General features: G+C 39.7%; 19 protein-coding genes. 5 read left to right on the top strand and 14 right to left on the bottom strand.

Annotated elements, in window-relative coordinates; translation table 11 throughout:
- The first annotated feature begins 1 nt into the window (after nucleotide 1).
- The 3 genes from thiB to thiQ are packed head-to-tail and all read left to right on the top strand — an operon-like array spanning nucleotide 2 to nucleotide 3,418.
- Nucleotides 2-1,015 carry a thiamine ABC transporter substrate binding subunit gene (gene thiB, locus HWV02_RS19670; protein ID WP_211689204.1) on the top strand — a complete coding sequence of 338 codons (1,014 nt, stop codon included), beginning with the start codon at nucleotides 2-4 and terminating at the stop codon, nucleotides 1,013-1,015.
- Between the two features lie 35 nt (nucleotides 1,016-1,050).
- On the top strand, nucleotides 1,051-2,655 hold the full coding sequence (gene thiP, locus HWV02_RS19675) for a thiamine/thiamine pyrophosphate ABC transporter permease (protein WP_211689205.1): 1,605 nt from the start codon (nucleotides 1,051-1,053) through the stop codon (nucleotides 2,653-2,655).
- On the top strand, nucleotides 2,648-3,418 hold the full coding sequence (gene thiQ, locus HWV02_RS19680; RefSeq protein ID WP_211677467.1) for a thiamine ABC transporter ATP-binding protein: 771 nt from the start codon (nucleotides 2,648-2,650) through the stop codon (nucleotides 3,416-3,418). The genes thiP and thiQ overlap by 8 nt, the downstream gene beginning before the upstream one ends.
- Nucleotides 3,419-3,422: 4 nt before the next feature.
- On the opposite strand, the gene HWV02_RS19685 is transcribed toward thiQ, so the two are convergent.
- From HWV02_RS19685 to HWV02_RS19735, 11 genes are all read right to left on the bottom strand, one after another.
- Nucleotides 3,423-3,686 carry a YihD family protein gene (locus HWV02_RS19685; protein ID WP_211673072.1) on the bottom strand — a complete coding sequence of 88 codons (264 nt, stop codon included), beginning with the start codon at nucleotides 3,684-3,686 and terminating at the stop codon, nucleotides 3,423-3,425.
- Nucleotides 3,687-3,860: 174 nt separating this feature from the next.
- Nucleotides 3,861-5,288, bottom strand: a complete 1,428-nt coding sequence (locus HWV02_RS19690; protein WP_211689206.1) for an alpha/beta fold hydrolase — start codon at nucleotides 5,286-5,288, stop codon at nucleotides 3,861-3,863.
- A 420-nt stretch (nucleotides 5,289-5,708) separates the two neighbouring features.
- Entirely contained in the window at nucleotides 5,709-6,593 is an 885-nt protein-coding gene (locus HWV02_RS19695) for an ABC transporter substrate-binding protein (protein ID WP_211689207.1), read from the bottom strand.
- Nucleotides 6,594-6,599: 6 nt separating this feature from the next.
- On the bottom strand, nucleotides 6,600-7,475 hold the full coding sequence (locus HWV02_RS19700) for a metal ABC transporter permease (RefSeq protein WP_211689208.1): 876 nt from the start codon (nucleotides 7,473-7,475) through the stop codon (nucleotides 6,600-6,602).
- Complete coding sequence (locus tag HWV02_RS19705; RefSeq protein ID WP_211677471.1) at nucleotides 7,475-8,227, bottom strand: metal ABC transporter ATP-binding protein; 753 nt, start codon at nucleotides 8,225-8,227, stop codon at nucleotides 7,475-7,477. Before HWV02_RS19705 ends, HWV02_RS19700 begins: the two co-directional genes overlap by 1 nt.
- 2 nt (nucleotides 8,228-8,229) lie before the next feature.
- Nucleotides 8,230-9,240 (bottom strand): metal ABC transporter solute-binding protein, Zn/Mn family, encoded by a 1,011-nt coding sequence (locus tag HWV02_RS19710; protein WP_255550552.1) that lies wholly within the window; start codon nucleotides 9,238-9,240, stop codon nucleotides 8,230-8,232.
- Between the two features lie 31 nt (nucleotides 9,241-9,271).
- Nucleotides 9,272-9,883 (bottom strand): hypothetical protein, encoded by a 612-nt coding sequence (locus HWV02_RS19715; protein ID WP_211677472.1) that lies wholly within the window; start codon nucleotides 9,881-9,883, stop codon nucleotides 9,272-9,274.
- Nucleotides 9,880-10,209 (bottom strand): hypothetical protein, encoded by a 330-nt coding sequence (locus tag HWV02_RS19720; RefSeq protein WP_211689209.1) that lies wholly within the window; start codon nucleotides 10,207-10,209, stop codon nucleotides 9,880-9,882. The genes HWV02_RS19715 and HWV02_RS19720 overlap by 4 nt, the downstream gene beginning before the upstream one ends.
- A gap of 165 nt (nucleotides 10,210-10,374) precedes the next feature.
- Nucleotides 10,375-11,211, bottom strand: a complete 837-nt coding sequence (locus HWV02_RS19725) for a DUF4198 domain-containing protein (protein WP_211689210.1) — start codon at nucleotides 11,209-11,211, stop codon at nucleotides 10,375-10,377.
- Nucleotides 11,212-11,229: 18 nt separating this feature from the next.
- The gene (locus HWV02_RS19730) at nucleotides 11,230-11,763 is read right to left on the bottom strand and encodes a DUF2271 domain-containing protein (RefSeq protein ID WP_045108984.1); all 534 of its coding nucleotides are present in this window, start codon (nucleotides 11,761-11,763) and stop codon (nucleotides 11,230-11,232) included.
- Nucleotides 11,764-11,773: 10 nt separating this feature from the next.
- Complete coding sequence (locus HWV02_RS19735) at nucleotides 11,774-12,478, bottom strand: PepSY-associated TM helix domain-containing protein (RefSeq protein ID WP_255546938.1); 705 nt, start codon at nucleotides 12,476-12,478, stop codon at nucleotides 11,774-11,776.
- Nucleotides 12,479-12,822: 344 nt separating this feature from the next.
- Between HWV02_RS19735 and HWV02_RS19740 the strand changes: the two genes are divergently transcribed.
- Together HWV02_RS19740 and HWV02_RS19745 are read left to right on the top strand one after the other, a co-directional pair.
- On the top strand, nucleotides 12,823-13,611 hold the full coding sequence (locus HWV02_RS19740) for a ferredoxin--NADP reductase (RefSeq protein WP_211677476.1): 789 nt from the start codon (nucleotides 12,823-12,825) through the stop codon (nucleotides 13,609-13,611).
- Between the two features lie 406 nt (nucleotides 13,612-14,017).
- Nucleotides 14,018-16,288 carry a nitric-oxide reductase large subunit gene (locus HWV02_RS19745; RefSeq protein ID WP_211677477.1) on the top strand — a complete coding sequence of 757 codons (2,271 nt, stop codon included), beginning with the start codon at nucleotides 14,018-14,020 and terminating at the stop codon, nucleotides 16,286-16,288.
- 210 nt (nucleotides 16,289-16,498) lie between these two features.
- On the opposite strand, the gene HWV02_RS19750 is transcribed toward HWV02_RS19745, so the two are convergent.
- The 3 genes from HWV02_RS19750 to HWV02_RS19760 form a co-directional block, all read right to left on the bottom strand.
- Nucleotides 16,499-16,936, bottom strand: a complete 438-nt coding sequence (locus tag HWV02_RS19750) for an Rrf2 family transcriptional regulator (RefSeq protein WP_211673082.1) — start codon at nucleotides 16,934-16,936, stop codon at nucleotides 16,499-16,501.
- A gap of 505 nt (nucleotides 16,937-17,441) precedes the next feature.
- Nucleotides 17,442-17,702 carry a hypothetical protein gene (locus HWV02_RS19755; protein ID WP_211677478.1) on the bottom strand — a complete coding sequence of 87 codons (261 nt, stop codon included), beginning with the start codon at nucleotides 17,700-17,702 and terminating at the stop codon, nucleotides 17,442-17,444.
- A gap of 41 nt (nucleotides 17,703-17,743) precedes the next feature.
- Nucleotides 17,744-18,127, bottom strand: coding sequence for a type II secretion system protein (locus tag HWV02_RS19760; protein ID WP_211677479.1), 384 nt, complete (start codon nucleotides 18,125-18,127; stop codon nucleotides 17,744-17,746).
- Nucleotides 18,128-18,378 lie beyond the last annotated feature (251 nt).

The following is an 18,378-nucleotide window of genomic DNA, read 5'->3' on the forward strand; positions in this document are numbered from 1 at the left end:
CGTGAAGCACACGATCAAAAAACTAGCACTTTGCACAGCGCTACTATTACCTACACTATCATTGCAAGTAGCTCACGCAGCTGACAAGCCAGTATTAAATGTTTATACCTACGATTCATTTGCATCCGATTGGGGCCCTGGTCCAAAAGTAAAAACCGCATTTGAAGCGGAATGTAATTGCGAACTGAACTTAGTCGCATTAGAAGACGGTGTTAGCATTCTTAATCGTGTTAAACTGGAAGGTAAATACACCAAAGCAGATGTATTATTAGGCTTAGACAACAACCTGATGGCTGAAGCAGAAAAAACCAAACTGCTTGCACCACACCAACAAGATACCAGCACATTATCACTGCCAAACGAATGGACGAATAAGTACTTTATTCCATTCGATTATGGTCACTTTGCATTTATCTACGACAGTGAGAAACTGACCAACCCACCAGCGAGTTTGGCTGAATTAGTTAAACGTAAAGATCTGAGCATTATCTATCAAGATCCACGTACCAGCACACCAGGTCTAGGCTTTATGCTATGGATAAAAGCTGTTTATGGTGATAAAGCACCACAAGCATGGCAACAACTAGCAGCTAAAACGGTAACAATTACGAAAGGCTGGAGCCAAGCTTACGGCATGTTCTTAAAAGGCGAAGCAGACATGGTATTAAGCTATACAACGTCACCGGCATACCACATGGTTGCAGAGAAAGAATTCAAATATAAAGCCGCTGAATTCAGTGAAGGTCATTATCAACAGACTGAAGTGGTTGCCCGTCTAAAAGATGCCCCGAATCCTGAGTTAGCCGATAAATTCATGGCATTTGTACTCACACCCGCGTTCCAAGATGTGATTGCAACAGGTAACTGGATGCTACCAGCGAAACAAGCGGCGGCACTACCAAGTGAGTTCGACCAATTAATTACGCCGGCAAAAACCTTAGAGTTCACACCAGAAGAAGTGGCTCAATCCCGTAAGTCTTGGGTAAAGGAATGGCGTAACGCTGTTACCCAATAATTAGTCCATAATTAGTAAACAATTAATCAAAAATTATGATCGCGAATTCGCATAAATACTGGTGGTGTAGCGCAGTGCTCGCCATCAGCATCATTTTACTTCTGGTGGGTGGTAGCTTTATTGCCCTACTTAATTTTTCACAAACTGAATTAGACTTTCGCAGCGTCCTTACAGACTCGTATACCCAGCATGTTATTAGTTTTAGTTTATACCAAGCCGCCTTATCAACCTGCTTGAGTATTGGTTTGGCAATCCCGTTAGCACGCGCGTTCTCACGTCGAGAGTTCGCGGGTAAACAGATGATTATCAAACTGTTTAATTTATCACTGGTACTGCCTATTATCATTGCCATTTTTGGCATTATTGCTGTGCACGGTAAAAGCGGTTGGGTTAATCAACTACTCGGGCTTTTTAACATAGAAACAGGCCATTATATTTATGGCTTAATCGGTATTCTTCTTGCTCATTTATTTTTTAATGTACCGTTAGCCACGCGTATTTTACTACAAACATTAGACTCGATCCCCAGTGAATCTTGGCGTTTAGCCAGTCAACTCAATTTACAATCTCGGCATATCTTTATCACCTTAGAATGGCCAAAGATAAAACAACAATTACCCTCGTTAATCAGTCTTATTTTCATGCTGTGCTTTACGAGTTTCGCGATTGTGATGTCACTCGGTGGTGGTCCTGACTATGCCACTTTAGAAGTGGCTATCTACCAAGCGTTAAAATTTGAGTTTGATATCGAGCAAGCTGTAGCCTTGGCACTCATTCAAGTCGCGATCACCGTGGCGTTAATGGTCTTTAGCGCGATATTTTTAAAGTCACAACCTATGTCTGCGCCATCAGGCAATTATTTTCGTCGCCCCGATTGCCACACGCTAAGCAGTAAAGTCTGTGATGCGATAAGCTTTATCTTAGCCAGTTGTCTGTTAGCACCGCCGATGTTGGCTATTTTTAGCAGTGGTATCAACAGCAGCACTCTCACCGTTCTTAGCGACCCTATGCTGTGGCAAGCCACAGGCATCTCACTACAAATAGCCCTGAGCTCGGGCTTATTAAGTTTGATACTTGCCTGCTCGATTTTATTCTCGACGCGCATATTAAAAGTGCGCTTTAAGCTAATGGCATTCGCGTATAGCATCGAAAATATTGGTGCGATTATTTTAGTAGTACCCGCTCTCGTACTCGGTACGGGCTTGTTCTTATTATTACGCCCTTATGTCGATGTATTTAGCATTGCTGCTTGGTTGGTGATCCTCGTCAATGCGCTGATGTCACTACCTTACTTACTCCGTGTATTGAACCAACCTATCCAAGATAGCTTTGCAGCTTATGACAAACTGGCGGTTAGCTTAGGCTTATCACGCCTGCAACGTTTGCGTATTATCGAATGGCCATTATTACGTAAACCGATCGCGATGGGATCAGGACTGGCGTGTGTATTGTCACTGGGTGATTTAAGTGTGATTGCATTATTTGGTAGTCAAGATATGCAAACCTTGCCTTTGATGCTCTATCGTCAATTAGGCAGCTACCAACTCGATGCAGCCGCTGTTACTGCTATTTTCTTATTAACCCTTTGCGGTGTTATTTTCTATCTGTTCGAACGTATTATTGGAGGCAAAAATGCCTAAGACTACTCACCTAAGTAACGCTAATACAAATGTATTATTACAGGTCGATAATGTTTTATTGCAAGTAAACAATGTTACCTTTGCTTATGAACAAATGCCAATGCACTTTGATTTAACGGTTAATCGAGGTGAAACCTTAGCGATACTCGGCGCAAGTGGTTCAGGTAAATCGACTCTGCTAAACCTTATTGCCGGTTTTAATCAGCCCTTGTCTGGAGATATCCGTTTTCAACAAAACTCGATATTAACAAAAGCACCTGCCCGGCGACCGATAACCACGTTATTTCAAGAGCATAATTTGTTTAACCATTTAACCGTTAAACAAAATATTGCCATTGGTTTAGCACCAAGCATGAAGTTAAATACCGCGCAACAAACCGCGCTTTCAACCGCGGCACAGCAAGTGGAAATAACAGAGTTACTTGATCGCCTACCTGCAGATTTAAGTGGTGGTCAACGTCAACGTGTTGGTATTGCCCGCTGTCTTGCCCGCAAGCAGCCGTTATTACTGTTAGATGAGCCTTTTAGTGCGCTCGACCCTGCATTACGTCAAGAAATGTTACGCTTGATTACCAAGCTGAATAAAGAACATGGCATTACCGTTTTAATGGTCACCCACAACCCAGATGATGCCCTACAGATAGCCGACAATATTGTTTTTGTAGTAAATGGGCAGGTAGCCCTGCATGCACCCGCGGCTATCTTAGCCGATCAAGATGCGCCAGAAATGTTGAAACGTTATTTGGGGACGCTGAATAAGTAATAGCCTACAAAAAACCGCGAGCTTTAAGTAATGCTGCTTTAAAATCATCTTCATGATCTTTGGCTAAACCAGGGATCATTTCATTCTTCTCGCTGTTGCGCATTTTTAAGTGATAGATAAGCGCATCATCACTCAACTCAGCTAATTTCCCTTCAAATTTCATCTCTTCAGCCAGGGTCGATAGCAATTGTAGTAAGTTTACATCTGGTGTTTTCTGCCATTCAGGCTGTAATAATTCAATAATCTCATTTAAGCGGTGATATTTCATTTTATTATCCTTACATAAATAAAGGTTATTATACTTACTATAAGGTGTAAGTTAAGATAAATTAATTGCAAATTATCGCTAACAAATAGATACAGGTCAGCCTCTTGAATTCTACAATATATTCAAGAGGCTAGCTTCAGGGGTTAATAACAGCACTTAAAAAATAATGTGTTTTTATTGCTTCATTGCGACAGAATCTAATAAAAAGTGAATCACTTTTTTATCAGCTTCCGGATTAAGGTTGAACGAGAATACTAAACAATTCTCTATTTTTTTATTGATAGTTAATAGTTCAGCTGATTGCTCAAATGAGTTGTACATCTTTTTACTCCATTTATAAGGAGTGACAGGATCATTTTTTGCGGCCACAATCATTACACTGTTTGGCATCAGCTTCGTCCCTGTTTCTTCTATTTTTAGAATTGGATCCGTTTTTGCTGACCAACCTTGACAAAGGCTCGCATTATTTTGATAAACAGTTTGCCCAAAAACAGCTGACTTATTTATAAATTTATTTTCTGAACGTTCTTTTTTTATGTGCTCATCTGTACATACGACTGCACGATGAACCGCATCGTATTGAAACTTCCACTCTTCTTGTTCGGTTTTTGCTTTTTTCTGTAGCTCATCGATAACATTCCAAAATTCAGCACCCTTATCATGATCTAAAAGCTGAAATAATGGTTTTTTAACAAGCGCCCACTTTTTATCAACATCTACCGAACGAGCAGCATCAAGCAAGGTGATAAAATGTTTTTTTTCAAGGACTGCACCATCAGCAGTACTGAAAAAATCTTTATGTTCAAATCTAGACATCATCCAGCTAAGCTTTCCCATATCAGCAGATGCATCTCGATTCTCGCGTTCTAGTCGTATACGTAACGCCTTATTAAAACTTTTTAGGCTTGAATAATAAAGTTGATTTACGTTAGTTAATGCAGGAGCCATTGCTGAATCTAAAACGAAAGATCGCACATGTTCAGGGTACATATCCGCATAAACCGCACCTAAGCGAGTTCCATATGAGTAACCAATGTAGCTAATTTTATCTTCATCCAATGCAACACGAAGGGACTCAAGATCTTTTGCTGTGGTATTTGTCCCCATATAAGGGGCAATAGATTGAAATGTTTTATCACATCCCTCGCTTGATAACGCACAGTCAGCGATCTCTTCAGCAAATGTACTACCACCTGTACCACGAGGATCAAAGCCTACAACATCAAAGTATTCATTCACTTTATTATACCCAACTTTCGGGTATTCTTGGTTCCAACGCGCAAGGTCGTTTACCATCTCCATTGCTTCTAACGAGCCCGGTACACCCGGACCACCAAAATTAAATATTAAAGACCCGATGCGTTCAGCTTCATTTTTAGCTGGTGTTACTGTGTAAAATAGATTCACAGTATCTTCAGGATTATTGTTGGTTAAACTGTAATCCTTAGGAACAGTCAAATAGTAGCACTGCGTATTTAATGACGAACCTTCCGGACATTCAACTTCCTCGCTAAGTGGTGAATAAGCTGAAGATGCAAATACTTGTGGGGTGAAAGCAAGCCCCAGTAAAAGTGGAGAGAGGATAAACTTTACCTTGTTCATTTTATTTCCTTATTTTTTAATGACATGCCAAGTGGAACGCGTCATTTATAACACTTTAAAAGAAATAGTAATGTAAACAAACTTAACGCTACTTAAGGGGTAGTTAAATAATTTGTTATATAAAGACAGGATCAACTACACACTAAGGTATTCTGATTACGCCTTAGAAAGAAGTTTATTTTCGATGTCGGAGAAATTTTAGAGTTAAAGTTATAAGTCCTATGACTTTAACTCTAAAAACCCTATAAAAAACTACTAGATAATTGTTTATTATATAAATATTAAGTGTAAGGGAGATGCTCGAAGTGTAAGTTTAAGCTAGAAATGTAAAATTATAACTAAACAGGCTTACATCCTATATAACCTAAATTACACAGGATGTTTTATTTTGTAGCCTGTAAGTATCAACCTAAAATCAAGTTAAAGTGTTAGCTGCCAGCGTTGTAATGGCTTATCAACGTTAATGCCACGGCCCCAACGATCGATACTGTCAATCGTTAAGATACGAGCCGGATTAGGCACTAAGGTTTTTAACTGCTTGCTCGCTCTTTTCGAGGTCAGAACCCATAAGCTATCATCCTCAGTTAATAGCTTAACAAGCTGCTGCTTATCTGCTGCCGACCATTCCAATTCTGGTTTCGTTAAACGTTCAACCACAAACAATTGATTGCCCGACGCAAAGTCTTCTAACTCGCTCGACAACAACACAACAGAATCAATCTCATTGTCTAATAACATGGTCTGCTGCTGGTTAATTAAGTGACGCACCGACATCATCAAGGCTTGCTGGTTACTCGCAATCGTCGCAGCTTGCTGTGGCCATACTTGTTGTAGATCTTGACTCACAATCGCCGTCATACGGGTTAAATTAGTCGGGTTAAGCCAAGTATATGGCGAAATGCTACCGTCTTCTAAACGCAGCGCCGCAACACCTTGCGCACGAGGGGAAATAGCTTGTGATGCATCCACTTCAATCATACGAATGTTGCCTTTACGTGCGTGTACGAATAATGGATCTTGCGGCCATACAGCACCAAGGGTGATACTCACTTGTGCATCAATGGCTGCTTTCTCTGTTAACGTCGCACCTTTCGAGCTAAACCAGTTAGGTAAACGCGATATACCATAACGTTTTGGTGGTAAATATTGCGTGGTAATACCCGTGCCTTTAGTTAACTCTGTCGCTAGCATATAAGTCACTGGTGTCGCGGTAAGAATATCTGCGGCACTCACCTTTTGACTAAAACTAAGCGCTGAAGTGAGCAGTAGCACAGCCGCACTGATGGTTAATAATGAAGAAGTCATAATCGGTTATCCCTTACGAACAATGCGGTAACAAGTGGCAGTTAAGAAGAAGCTCGTCGATACAATAATGATCGCCGCGCCAGAAGGAATGGGTAATTTTAATTCCATTGGTAAGATAGTGCCTAGCAGGCAACTGATCGTCGCTAGCAATGCAGACATAAGCACAAAGCTACCCATGTTTTTCGTTAATAATCGTGCTGTTGCACCTGGGATTAATAGCAGTGCCCCCACTAATACCGCACCGACAATTTTTACCGAAGCAATCGTAACGAGCGTGATCATCATAACAAATAAATAGTCGTAAAAATTAGTCGCATAACCACGTACTTTAGCAATATCAGGGCTGATACAGGTTAATAAAATACGATTAAAGGTCGGTATCAATACCAATAAAATAACACCGCAGGTCACCGATAAGATAAGCAAATCATAATCTGTGATCGTTAAGACCGAACCAAACAACACATTCTCTAACATATGGATATTAATCTTACGTGCCACATACATCAGTAATGCTGCACCAACTGCTAATGCAAATGCCAGAAACACCCCAACCAAGGTATCGTATGGTACATTAGTACGGTTACGCACAAAGTGCAGTAGCAAGGCGAAGATCATACAAAAACTAAATAAGCCGATGATCGGATTCTCAGCGGGCTCACCTAATAATACGCCTAAGGCAATACCTGTTAACGCTGCATGACCAACCGCTTCTGAAAAGAAAGCTAAGCGTTTGGCGATCACTAACGTACCTAAACCACCTAGTAGTGGCCCCAGTAATAACGCGGCAACCACCGCATTCACCATAAACGAATAAGAGAAGCTCTCACTCAACCAACCAGCATCCACACCCAGTTGGGCCCAATGACGGATCGTATCCATTATTTAACTCCTTGAGCGCGGTCTATTACTGAACGACTATCAGTCACATTACCACCAGTGTAATGATTGAATAATCGTTCAATTTTATCTGCTCGTAACACATCAGACACGGGGCCAGAATCAACTAAATGACGATTAACCACATGCACTTGACCATCTAAACGGCGCACAGCACTGACATCATGATGCACTGCTAAGATAGTTTTATTTTCACGAACTAATTCATGAATTAATGACTCAAGGTAACGTACGCCTTGTTCATCCATCCCCGTTGTTGGTTCATCAAGTACCAGTAGATCAGGGTTATCTAATAGTGACTGCGCAAATAGCACACGCTGCTGTTCTCCACCCGATAACTGTCCCATACGACGGTCGGTACGGTTAGCCATACCCACACGATCGAGTTGTGCCAGTGCATCATCTTGATCTTTTTTACGCTTACGCCAAAACAGTGGATTACGACTTTGATTTAACAAAATAAAATCCATCACCGTAAAGGGTAAACTAGACTCAAACGTAGCCTTTTGCGGCACATAACCAATATTGCCTTTATGCTCAGGCCACTGAATATCAATATTCCCAGTGAAAGGGGTTAACCCTAAAATAGAGCGTAATAATGATGTTTTACCACCACCATTTGGCCCCATGATCACATGGCATTGACCCGCTTCTAAATAATGTGAAATGTCTTCTAAAATGACATTATCACCGTATTTCAAACCGACATGTTGTAAACGAATTGCAGGTCCCACAATTAACTTCCTTGCTGCTTGTTGATAGAGGCATGAGTTGTTGAAGGAGCGATTACTGCTGTATCAGCAAGTGAGTGCTTTGCTGCAAACTTCATAGCTTCAACTAAGGTATCTAAGTTACTTTTCATTTCAACAGCCACTTTGCTCTCTTCATACGCACCATGTGTCATGTGTGAGAAACGGTAAAGTTGCACACCAGTGGCCGCCTCAATCGTTTCCACATAGCGGCTTGGCATATTTAATTCGTAGAACAGCACATCGATCTTCGACGCGCGGATCTTTTCGATAGTTTCTTGCAACTGACTCGCACTCGGCTCAACACCGTGTGCAGGTTCTATCACCGCCGCTACGTCAACACCGAATTCTTGCAGAATATAACCATAAGCATTGTGCGTAGTCGCCACCAGCATACCGGATGTATCTAAGTCACCCAGCGTGAGCATAGCTTGACGTTTCATTTTGCGGAATTCGGTTGCGTATTTACGCGCATTTTTACGGTAAGTACGTGCGTTATCAGGGTCGATCTTAGACAGCTCTGTTGCTATGGTGTAAACCTTCTGGATCGTCGTTGATAGACCAACAAACGTATGTGGATTTACCGCACCGTCACCGACAGATTGACCAATAGCAGGTAATAACGGCACGTCTTTATTGGCTTCAATCACAATCAGATCATCACGGTTCGCTGCTTTAATTACTTTTAAGGCAAAGTCATCATGGCCAATCCCATTCACCACGATCACATCCATCTGCTTAAGACGGCGTAAGTCATTCGGCTGTGGTTGGTAATTGTGGGGATTAAACCCTTCATCAACCAAAGGTAATACGTCCGCTTTATCACCAACAACTGCTTTCACGTAACTGTAATAAGGCTGCAAGGTAATACCGATTGTTAATTTATCAGCGGCTTGTAATGCTCCGCTCATGAGCAATACAGCTGTAGTAGCAACGGCTGCGATTAGACTTTTTAGGCTTGTATTGATGCTATTTTTCATTATGCTTTTTTTCATCATGACTATTCTCATTGTCGACACGCGTCACGTCTTAGTGGCTGTCTTTATCTGTGTGTTCTGCATGGTCTAAATTACTATCATCAGCAAACACCACTTGTTTCCAACCTGCACGAATAAGATCTGCTGTATTAAGCGCGTTTGCTGTCATCGGGGCTGGTGTCGTCATATCTAATGCTAACCACACTTCAGGTCGTACATCTTGGCTATTTAATAACACCGCAACACTGCCCGTTGTCAGCGCAGGAATGCCTTGATATAAAGCTGGCGCTACTTTACGCCAGTCATGTTTACCTTTACGCTCCCAGCTTTTATCTATAATAAATGGCGCTAACCATAGCTCTTTTAGTTCAGCCATATCAGGCCAAATATCGACACCTTCAAATTCGACACTTTCTAGCTCAAGACTGTCTTGATGAATATTGCGGATCTCTTCATGCGCTAAGCGCAGTTCAGCGATCATCGCCAGTTCAACAGACGGTAAATCTTTAATCGAGATCTGATGATTCGCGAGTACTTTATTGTTCGATATCGCTTGATGGTAAGGTAAAAGTAATGCCGCTATCGCTAAGATTAAAATGATTAATAACGCCACCCACTTACCTTCACGACCACCGTCATCGGCATGGACTGATTGACTGATCATTTTGCGCTTATCTCAACAACATCGACTTCAACTGGGTTTTCATGGCCCGCATCGAATACTAAGTAGAAGTCAGTATCCGGTTTATTAAATTCTACAATTGAACGCTTGTCAGTCACGGCTTTAGCAATCAGGTTGTCATCGTAGTCATACATATTTACAACGTAATCAACCGCAGTACTGGCATCACTGTAACCCGCTTCACAAGCCACTTTTTCAAACTCGAACCAGCAGATCATTAGTGGAAAATGGGCACTTGCCGTCCCAGAAAATAAACCCGTCATCAATGAAAGCGCTAATAGCGCCGATTTGATTGGCATTTTTGTCATGAAGACCTCAACAATTAACTATGGACTATGAATAAATAACTAAGTAATAACTAATCGATAAATAAGTAAGTAAGAAGCAAAGCCTGTAATCAGATTGCGTCTAATTACAGGCCATAATATAAATAATTCAGAACCACACAGGACTGACTTAGTCGTCGTTAAAAACTACTGTAATAGTGCTTCAAAGGTGAAATGCACGTTCACACTAGCTTCATCCGCCATCGGATCATTTTTCAATTCACCTTTGTAGTTGGCTTTCATCAGATAACGACCCGCAACATTTGGCGTGAATTTAACGTTACCGTCCTTGTCACTCACCACATTAATTTGCTCTTGGTGGTTACGGTATAACGTACCTTCACGGGTAATATCAGCAACAACACCGGCTTGAGGTTCACCGTTAAAGAAGAATTGGAAGCTTACTTCTTCACCTTCAACAATGTCTGATGGATGAGTCAGTGGACGCATTTCTAGGTATTTGCCTTCGATTTCTAATGCCTTTTCTGTTGGCATTCCAACCGTTACATAGCTTTCTGCGCGGGTATAACTTAATTGTGTACTTACATCGCGTGCTTTTTCAGGGATTATATTCGCGCGTTCTGCTTTATTTGCTTTAGCATATTTAACGGTATCGCGACGGCCCGCTTTATAATAGGTGTAGTAAGACGGTACATTGTTAATCGCTACCTTGTGCGTGCCTTCTTCTTCAAAGTAGAAGTCAAAGATAGAACGTCGTTTACCGCGGATCACAAAGTTAGGGCGCTCTTTACGACCGTCAGGCATGATCACTTGTGCAAATTCACTGCCCGCAGGTTTATCAAATACAAAAGTACCGTGTGATGCCGTTACATCAAATGTTAACCAATCGCCACCTTCTTTCGATACAGTGAAGTGTGATGGTAATAACCAACGTGGATGTGCGTTTGCCGTTGTTGTTGCCGCTAGTCCCGCAATAACCGCACAGGCTAGACCTAACGCTTTCAATTTTTTTACTCTAGTCATTAATCTTTACTCGCTCTATTATTTAATTAGGTAGTTGATACGGATATCACCGGTTTCTTCTGTCGGATCAATAGTGTGACTAAACGGTTTGTCACCTAAAGTCATTTTTTGGCGGATATAATTACGACCACCGTGTTCACGCACCACTTCAACATAAAATGTATAATTGCCCGCTTCAACGCGGTTACCATCACTATCTAAGCCATCCCAAGTGAAACGATAATCACCAGCAGGACGTGTTGCTGATGTTACGCCGTCAACTAAAGCACGATCATAACGTCCGACTTTTCGCCACCAGCTGCGTAAATCTTTTAACCATTCATCTTTACCCACCCATAGCTCAACAGTACGCACTGATTTACGCTTTGAGTTTTCGATCCATATCGCCACATAAGGGCGGGCATACATAGTGGTATCAATCTTAGGCAGACTAAATTCAACATCGAGTGTGGCAGTGGCCGGAATTGGCGCGGCCGAGGCAAAATAAGCCGGTAATAACAGACAACTTAATAGTGCAACGCACTGACTAAGACGCTTAAATAACAAAGTCATACAAGATCCTTTAAGGAACGGCCACCACAAAAATAGCCAAGGTAACGAGGGAACCAAACAAGGTCCATTTCAATGAGGTTGCGAAGGTTTTCTTTTTCGGCACTAATAAACACACACCGGTTAATACAAAGAACACCATAAGTAATGCGACAATATCGATAAACAGCTTCCATACGCCGCCACTATTTCGGCCTTTATGTAAGTCATTTAATACTGCAATAACACCGTAATGGGTCTTTTCAATAACAGCTTCAGCACTGGTCATGTCAATGAATACTGCGACGTTATAACCCGGACCTTTGTAGTCCATCGCGATTTCACCTTCAATTAATTCACCGTCTTCAACTTCGGTAAATACATCTAATGCAGAAGGTTGACCAGAAAGCTTGGCGTGTTCGGTAAGGTAATTAACAATGCCGGCTTTATCGACAGCAACGCCGCCATTGGCATCGCTAAATAAACCCTGCGGAAGGTTAAGGATAGTCTCTTGGATATCAGGCTGGCTGCTCACGAACAAACTTGGGCGGTTTAAGGTAATACCCGTAACCGAAAAAAATAATACGACCAAGAGTAGCGCCATCGAAATATAAATATGTAAGCGACGTGCCCATAATTGCACTTGTTTGTTTTTTAGGAATGTTTTGTTATTTGAATTAGCCGCTTTTTTTTTCGATCTTGCAGGTGTCTGGGTGAGAGGTTGACTGAGAGAAGACATGATCGTAATAACACTGCTTGATTATGGGACTTAAGTACAAGCAATGTAATTGATAATTGTTTTCATTGGCATTGAATTTACATTATTTACGTTAATTCATGCCAATACTGTAAGCGTCATCATTAGGCCCCTTTACCCCTCTGCATATGCACTCAGACCGTCATCAAATCGGCTGCCATAATGACAATGATTATCATTATGACAATATAAATAATTGTCATTATGACATAAACGCTACCATTAACAATTTAAATAGTTGTTTTTAAAGTAAATAATATTGGCTCGAATAATGCTACTAAGATAGAAAAATAATAGAAATAGAAACGAAGAGGATATAAATAATCATGCAATGGAAAAATATAAACTTCAATTTAGGCAAAGTTGTTAGTCGTATAGATTGGACTGAATCATTATTTACAATTCGAATTCGATCTGGAAGTATCCCTTATATCTCAGGACAATTTACCAAACTAGCTCTTTACGATAAAAACAAAGAATTCCATAGAAGAGCATATTCTATAGTAAATAGTCCAGAAAACCATAAAAAGACAGGTGAACTGGAGTTTCTAATTATTACTGACCCTAAGGGTAATCTTTCTCCTCTAATCCATCAGTTGAACGTTAATGATTATATATACGTTGGTACAGAAGGTACTGGCTTCATGACCCTTGATGCGGTTCCAACTAGCTCCAAAGATCTATGGCTTTTATCGACAGGTACTGCAATTGGCCCTTTTATTTCAATGCTCGAAGACGAAAATGAAAATAAAAATAAGCGTTTTAACAATATAATTTTGGTTCATGCGGTGAGAAAAAAATCAGAGCTCGCGTATAAAAATAAAATAAAGCAGCTTGAATCAAAATATCAAGGAAAACTAAAATATGTGCGAATTATTTCTAGAGAACAGACACCCAGAAATCTATCAGGAAGAATTCCGGAACTACTTAGAACGGGAGAACTCGAGAGAGAATGTAAAGTATTGCTATGTCAAAAATCAAGTTTCTTGTATATGTGTGGTAATCCTCAAATGGTTAAAGACACGAGTGATACGCTAAGATCATTAGGGTTTAGTAAACATCTACAAGCTAAATCAGGACAATTCAGTTCAGAGAATTACTGGAAAGTAGGTTAATTTATAGTGGCTAGAATCAAAGATAACAGTCAGTATTTAAATAACACCGATACCTCAACGTTTATCATATAGGCTTAGGTTCGGTGGTAGCATTGACATCATAACCAGAAGCTAAGCCTAGCTACTTTGCTACACAATTCCAGTGCATTTTATCCTCCTCAAAAGGATAAAATGCTGTTAAATCAAACCTCCTCTAAACAATCATATAGGTAAGCTCCCTTCTCTCTCTGCAATAAAAAGGTTCAACACTAAACCTTTGTCATAAAGACAATACCACTGTCAAATTGACAATATTACTAACTGTCAATTTGACACCCGCAATAAATAAACCCAGCTTAAACAACAGGTTATACTTTGGCATGGAAATTGATTAATAGGATTGTTAATTAATTATTGAGGAGTTAAAATGACTAAACAAAAATTCTCCCTAATTGCTCTTATTATTGTATGTATAACATCATTCAGTATACTTTTGAGCTTAGGAAGTGAGATTTATCGTGAAGCCCCACCAATCCCCGAAAAAGTTGTAACGTCAACAGGTGAGGTGATCTTTACCAAAGAAGACATCCAGAATGGTCAACTTGTTTGGCGTTCTATGGGTGGACATCAATTAGGCTCTATTTGGGGTCATGGTTCATACGTTGCGCCAGACTGGACTGCAGATTGGCTTCATCGAGAATCAACACTTTGGCTTGATAAAGCAGCAATAGAACAATTCTCCGTTCAATTTGAACAGTTAGCTAGTTATCAACAAGCTACATTAGAAATTCTTCTACGTGAGGATATGCGATCTAATCGCTTTGATGCTAATAACAATATATTAGTAATCTCAACACGTCGTGCTGAAGTAATTAGTACGCTGCAGAATTACTATTCAAATTTATTTGGTGATAATCCAGATTTTCAGCCGATTCGTGAAGATTACGCGATGAAAGAAAATACAATTTCATCAGCTGAACATCGTCGAAAATTATCTGCATTCTTCTTCTGGGGTGCATGGGCGGCAGTGACGGAACGCCCGGGTGAGAATTATACCTATACGAATAACTGGCCACACGACCCAGTGATTGGTAATACTCCGACCTCAGATAATATTTTTTGGTCAATATTAAGTATGGTTCTGCTCATTGCTGCAGTAGGCGCACTTGCTTGGTATCATGCAAGTCTTAAAGAGCATCCACTGCCAAATGTATCCACTAAAGATCCCTTATTTGATGTTAAAGCGACACCTTCGCAAAAAGCTTTAATCAAGTATTTTGCAACCGCTGTCGGGTTATTTCTCCTACAGATTTTATTAGGTGGTATTACTGCGCATTATGCAGTTGAAGGGCAGACTTTTTATGGTTACCCACTAGCGGAGATTTTACCATATTCACTAACTCGTACGTGGCATACTCAGCTTGCAGTATTTTGGATTGCTACGGCTTGGTTAGGTACTGGACTATATATTGCGCCAGCTTTATCTGGGCATGAACCTAAATATCAAAAACTAGGCGTGAATATACTCTGGGTAGCTTTAGTTATTGTTGTTCTTGGCTCTATGGCTGGAGAATGGTTTGCGATTCAACAATACTTTGATCTTGACTTAAGTTACTGGGTAGGACACCAAGGACAAGAATATATAGATCTTGGTCGTATCTGGCAAATCTTACTGTTTTCAGGTTTATTAATTTGGCTAACATTGGTGACGGCTGCAATTAAGCCAGCCCTCACCAAAGAGAGTGAAATGAAATCTGTTATTTGGGTTCTCTATGCATCCTGTATAGCGATTGGATTATTTTACGGTGTTGGATTCTTACAAGGTAAACATACTAATTTAGCGATTGCTGAATACTGGCGTTGGTGGGTAGTTCATTTATGGGTTGAGGGATTCTTCGAAACATTTGCAACATCAGTAATTGCATTAGTGTTTGTACGTTTAGGACTTATTCGAGCTCAATCAGCTAATAGTGCTGTGTTGTTTGCTACCGTTGTATTCCTCACTGGTGGTATACTTGGAACGCTTCACCACGTGTATTTCACAGGTACCCCAACATCTGTTGTTGCATGGGGCGCAATGTTTTCAGCACTAGAGGTTGTACCACTCGCGTTAATTGGTTTTGAAGCTATTGAAACTTATAGAATGCGTAAAGCGACAAGCTGGATGGTTCGTTATAAGTGGGCATTTATGTTCTTTGTTGCAACAGCATTTTGGAATTTGGTTGGCGCAGGCGTACTTGGTTTTCTTATCAATCCACCGATAGCGCTTTATTATATTCAAGGTTTAAATACAACGGCAACTCATGCTCATGCAGCATTCATGGGTGTATATGGAATGCTAGGCATTGGTTTAATGTTAACTTGCTTACGTGGTGTGACAAGTCAATTCTCAGTATGGGATGATAAATTACTTAAGTGGTGTTTCTGGTCTTTAAATATAGGTTTGGCAGGCATGGTATTCATGTCCCTGCTCCCTGTAGGCATAATACAATTTATTGCTTCTGTAGAGCATAGTTATTGGTATGCAAGATCCTCAGAAATAATTCACAGTGAATTAGTGGAAATGTTTGTTTGGTTACGTGTACCCGGTGATATTTTATTCGGTATGGGAGGGCTGTTCTTAGCTGCGTTCTTTGCTCGATTAATAATAGGGGAAATAAAAAATAGTACTAAACGCTCTCCATCTGTCGTTTCTTAACTAAATTGGCATTTAGACTAAAAGAATAAGCTAAATGCCTGTTATTAAAAATGAGTAAGTTATAAACCAATCTGATTACTACCAATGCGATCATATTTATACTAAAAATATGATCGCATTATTGAATTACCACTTGAAATAATTAGGAGGTATTAGTGGTTAAAGCTCTAGAAACCTTTGTTACATGGTATCGATAATAACCAAGTTAAATTAGAATGATCCAATTTCTAGTACTTGGATTAATTGTTGTCTATTGTCTTTAATAAGGTCAGCTAAGGTATACTGCTTTAAGCTATCAATAAATGCTGTAGTTGCTTCAGATAAGATTGAATTTAGATTACAAACTGGAGAAATCCGGCAGCTAGGTGAAGTACAATTAATGATCTCCATTGATGATTCAAGTAATATTACAATGTCTGCAAGATTTAATGATTCTGGAGTACGAGATAAATAAAAACCACCACCTTTACCACGCTTAGTTTCTATGATTCCTTCTTTACCTAATTGGTGCACAATTTTATTAATATGATTCCTTGATAAATCATATATTTTACTTATCTCATCAATACTCACTTTCTGACCGTCAGGCAATACCGCCAAGTAAGTTAAAAGCCTTAGTCCATAATCAGTGTATCTGTTTAACTGCATATTTTAATTCTAAATAGACGTACTATAAAATATATTTTATTTGTATATTTTAATATATGCAAGTACTCATTACTCTATTCCAGCCTAGCTTTACACTCTATTTATACATACATCAGACTCTTAATTCTTAGCTACTACATCATGATATACATTCAAATTTATTAATACCTTGAAGTGCAATCATTCTTAAAATACAAGCGATTTTGAATATGGCGGCTAAAACTATAGTTAAAATATGTGAGGCTATTTGTATTGATAGTTGAAAATATTCAGAGTAAGGATATGAAATTAATATGGATATAACGACACCTGCGAGTGTAAAAAAAAGTACTAAATTACTTATATTTTTAAGCAGTTGATAAGATTGCTTAGAGTGCTGTTTAACCATAATATTCACCAATTAATTGCTATGACTTTATTTTATAAAAATCATCTGAAAACAATCAGATAAAGTAAATATTAATTTACACCACCTAAAGATACATGTCAAATGCATCTTTAGGTCTTATTCATGAGTAATTGCATCAGCATTACTCATATTACAATAGGCCATAACTTCAGCTTCAGTATGAGGAATGCCTGCTGCATCAGCAAGCTCCCACGAACGCTCACAGCGTTGAGTTCGTTCACACCACATATAACCCGCGGAAGGCAAGCAACCATATTCGTCACGATCGCCGCCGATAAGCGGTGACTCTGAATCAGATTTACTACAGGCTGTAATACTTAATACTAGCAAGGTGAATAAACCATATTTTAAACGCATAGTGTGCTCCTGATCCTATATAAAAAATTTCTGGTTCATACTTAGTATCCTTGCATAATAAAAGTCGTACTTTTAGCTGAATCCGTATGGGTTAAGATGCAAGTCGCAGTGGTACTCTCAGCGATGCTCATTGGCGTAACAGTGTAACCTAAAGGTAATGATGAACCACTGAGTAGACTTCCAGCATCATCACAATTATCAATGTGCACGGCCTCTCCTGTAGATACTCCCGATTTAGAGATCATTTTGGCAGCGTAATTAAACGTATTTGCACTTTCAATACTACGGGCAATATTAATCACACTGACATCTAGTGCGGCATCGGTAAGATCAATAAATCGAGGTACAGCCATCGCACCCAATATCCCTGATATAACGACAACTGCACTTAATTCAACTAACGTAACTCCAGCTTGTTTTTTCATGTTTTAGGCCATCCATGATCATGAGTCTACTATTATTTTTGCTGATAAATGTGGACAGCAAAAGCTCACAGCCAATTACAATATTGAGATAAATATTACGCCAACAACTAAGAGTATAGCTACAAAACAACAAAGCATAACCATTGATATATAACTAGTTTCATACATAGTAACTGTAGTGCTACAATTTTTATTTTGCATTCTAAAGTTTAAAATAATCACAAAAAAACGGGCTTGAAAGCCCGTTATCG

Origin of the sequence: Moritella sp. 28 (genome assembly GCF_018219435.1) — a bacterium.
In the GTDB taxonomy this organism is placed as follows: Bacteria; Pseudomonadota; Gammaproteobacteria; order Enterobacterales; family Moritellaceae; genus Moritella.

Bases quoted from the DNA above. Each gene is read 5' to 3' on its own strand.
- thiP (WP_211689205.1), top strand. From the start codon at position 1,051: ATGATCGCGAATTCGCATAAATACTGGTGGTGTAGCGCAGTGCTCGCC.
- thiQ (WP_211677467.1), top strand. From the start codon at position 2,648: ATGCCTAAGACTACTCACCTAAGTAACGCTAATACAAATGTATTATTA.
- HWV02_RS19685 (WP_211673072.1), bottom strand. From the start codon at position 3,686: ATGAAATATCACCGCTTAAATGAGATTATTGAATTATTACAGCCTGAA.
- HWV02_RS19690 (WP_211689206.1), bottom strand. From the start codon at position 5,288: ATGAACAAGGTAAAGTTTATCCTCTCTCCACTTTTACTGGGGCTTGCT.
- HWV02_RS19695 (WP_211689207.1), bottom strand. From the start codon at position 6,593: ATGACTTCTTCATTATTAACCATCAGTGCGGCTGTGCTACTGCTCACT.
- HWV02_RS19700 (WP_211689208.1), bottom strand. From the start codon at position 7,475: ATGGATACGATCCGTCATTGGGCCCAACTGGGTGTGGATGCTGGTTGG.
- HWV02_RS19710 (WP_255550552.1), bottom strand. From the start codon at position 9,240: ATGATGAAAAAAAGCATAATGAAAAATAGCATCAATACAAGCCTAAAA.
- HWV02_RS19715 (WP_211677472.1), bottom strand. From the start codon at position 9,883: ATGATCAGTCAATCAGTCCATGCCGATGACGGTGGTCGTGAAGGTAAG.
- HWV02_RS19720 (WP_211689209.1), bottom strand. From the start codon at position 10,209: ATGACAAAAATGCCAATCAAATCGGCGCTATTAGCGCTTTCATTGATG.
- HWV02_RS19725 (WP_211689210.1), bottom strand. From the start codon at position 11,211: ATGACTAGAGTAAAAAAATTGAAAGCGTTAGGTCTAGCCTGTGCGGTT.
- HWV02_RS19730 (WP_045108984.1), bottom strand. From the start codon at position 11,763: ATGACTTTGTTATTTAAGCGTCTTAGTCAGTGCGTTGCACTATTAAGT.
- HWV02_RS19735 (WP_255546938.1), bottom strand. From the start codon at position 12,478: ATGTCTTCTCTCAGTCAACCTCTCACCCAGACACCTGCAAGATCGAAA.
- HWV02_RS19740 (WP_211677476.1), top strand. From the start codon at position 12,823: ATGCAATGGAAAAATATAAACTTCAATTTAGGCAAAGTTGTTAGTCGT.
- HWV02_RS19745 (WP_211677477.1), top strand. From the start codon at position 14,018: ATGACTAAACAAAAATTCTCCCTAATTGCTCTTATTATTGTATGTATA.
- HWV02_RS19750 (WP_211673082.1), bottom strand. From the start codon at position 16,936: ATGCAGTTAAACAGATACACTGATTATGGACTAAGGCTTTTAACTTAC.
- HWV02_RS19755 (WP_211677478.1), bottom strand. From the start codon at position 17,702: ATGCGTTTAAAATATGGTTTATTCACCTTGCTAGTATTAAGTATTACA.
- HWV02_RS19760 (WP_211677479.1), bottom strand. From the start codon at position 18,127: ATGAAAAAACAAGCTGGAGTTACGTTAGTTGAATTAAGTGCAGTTGTC.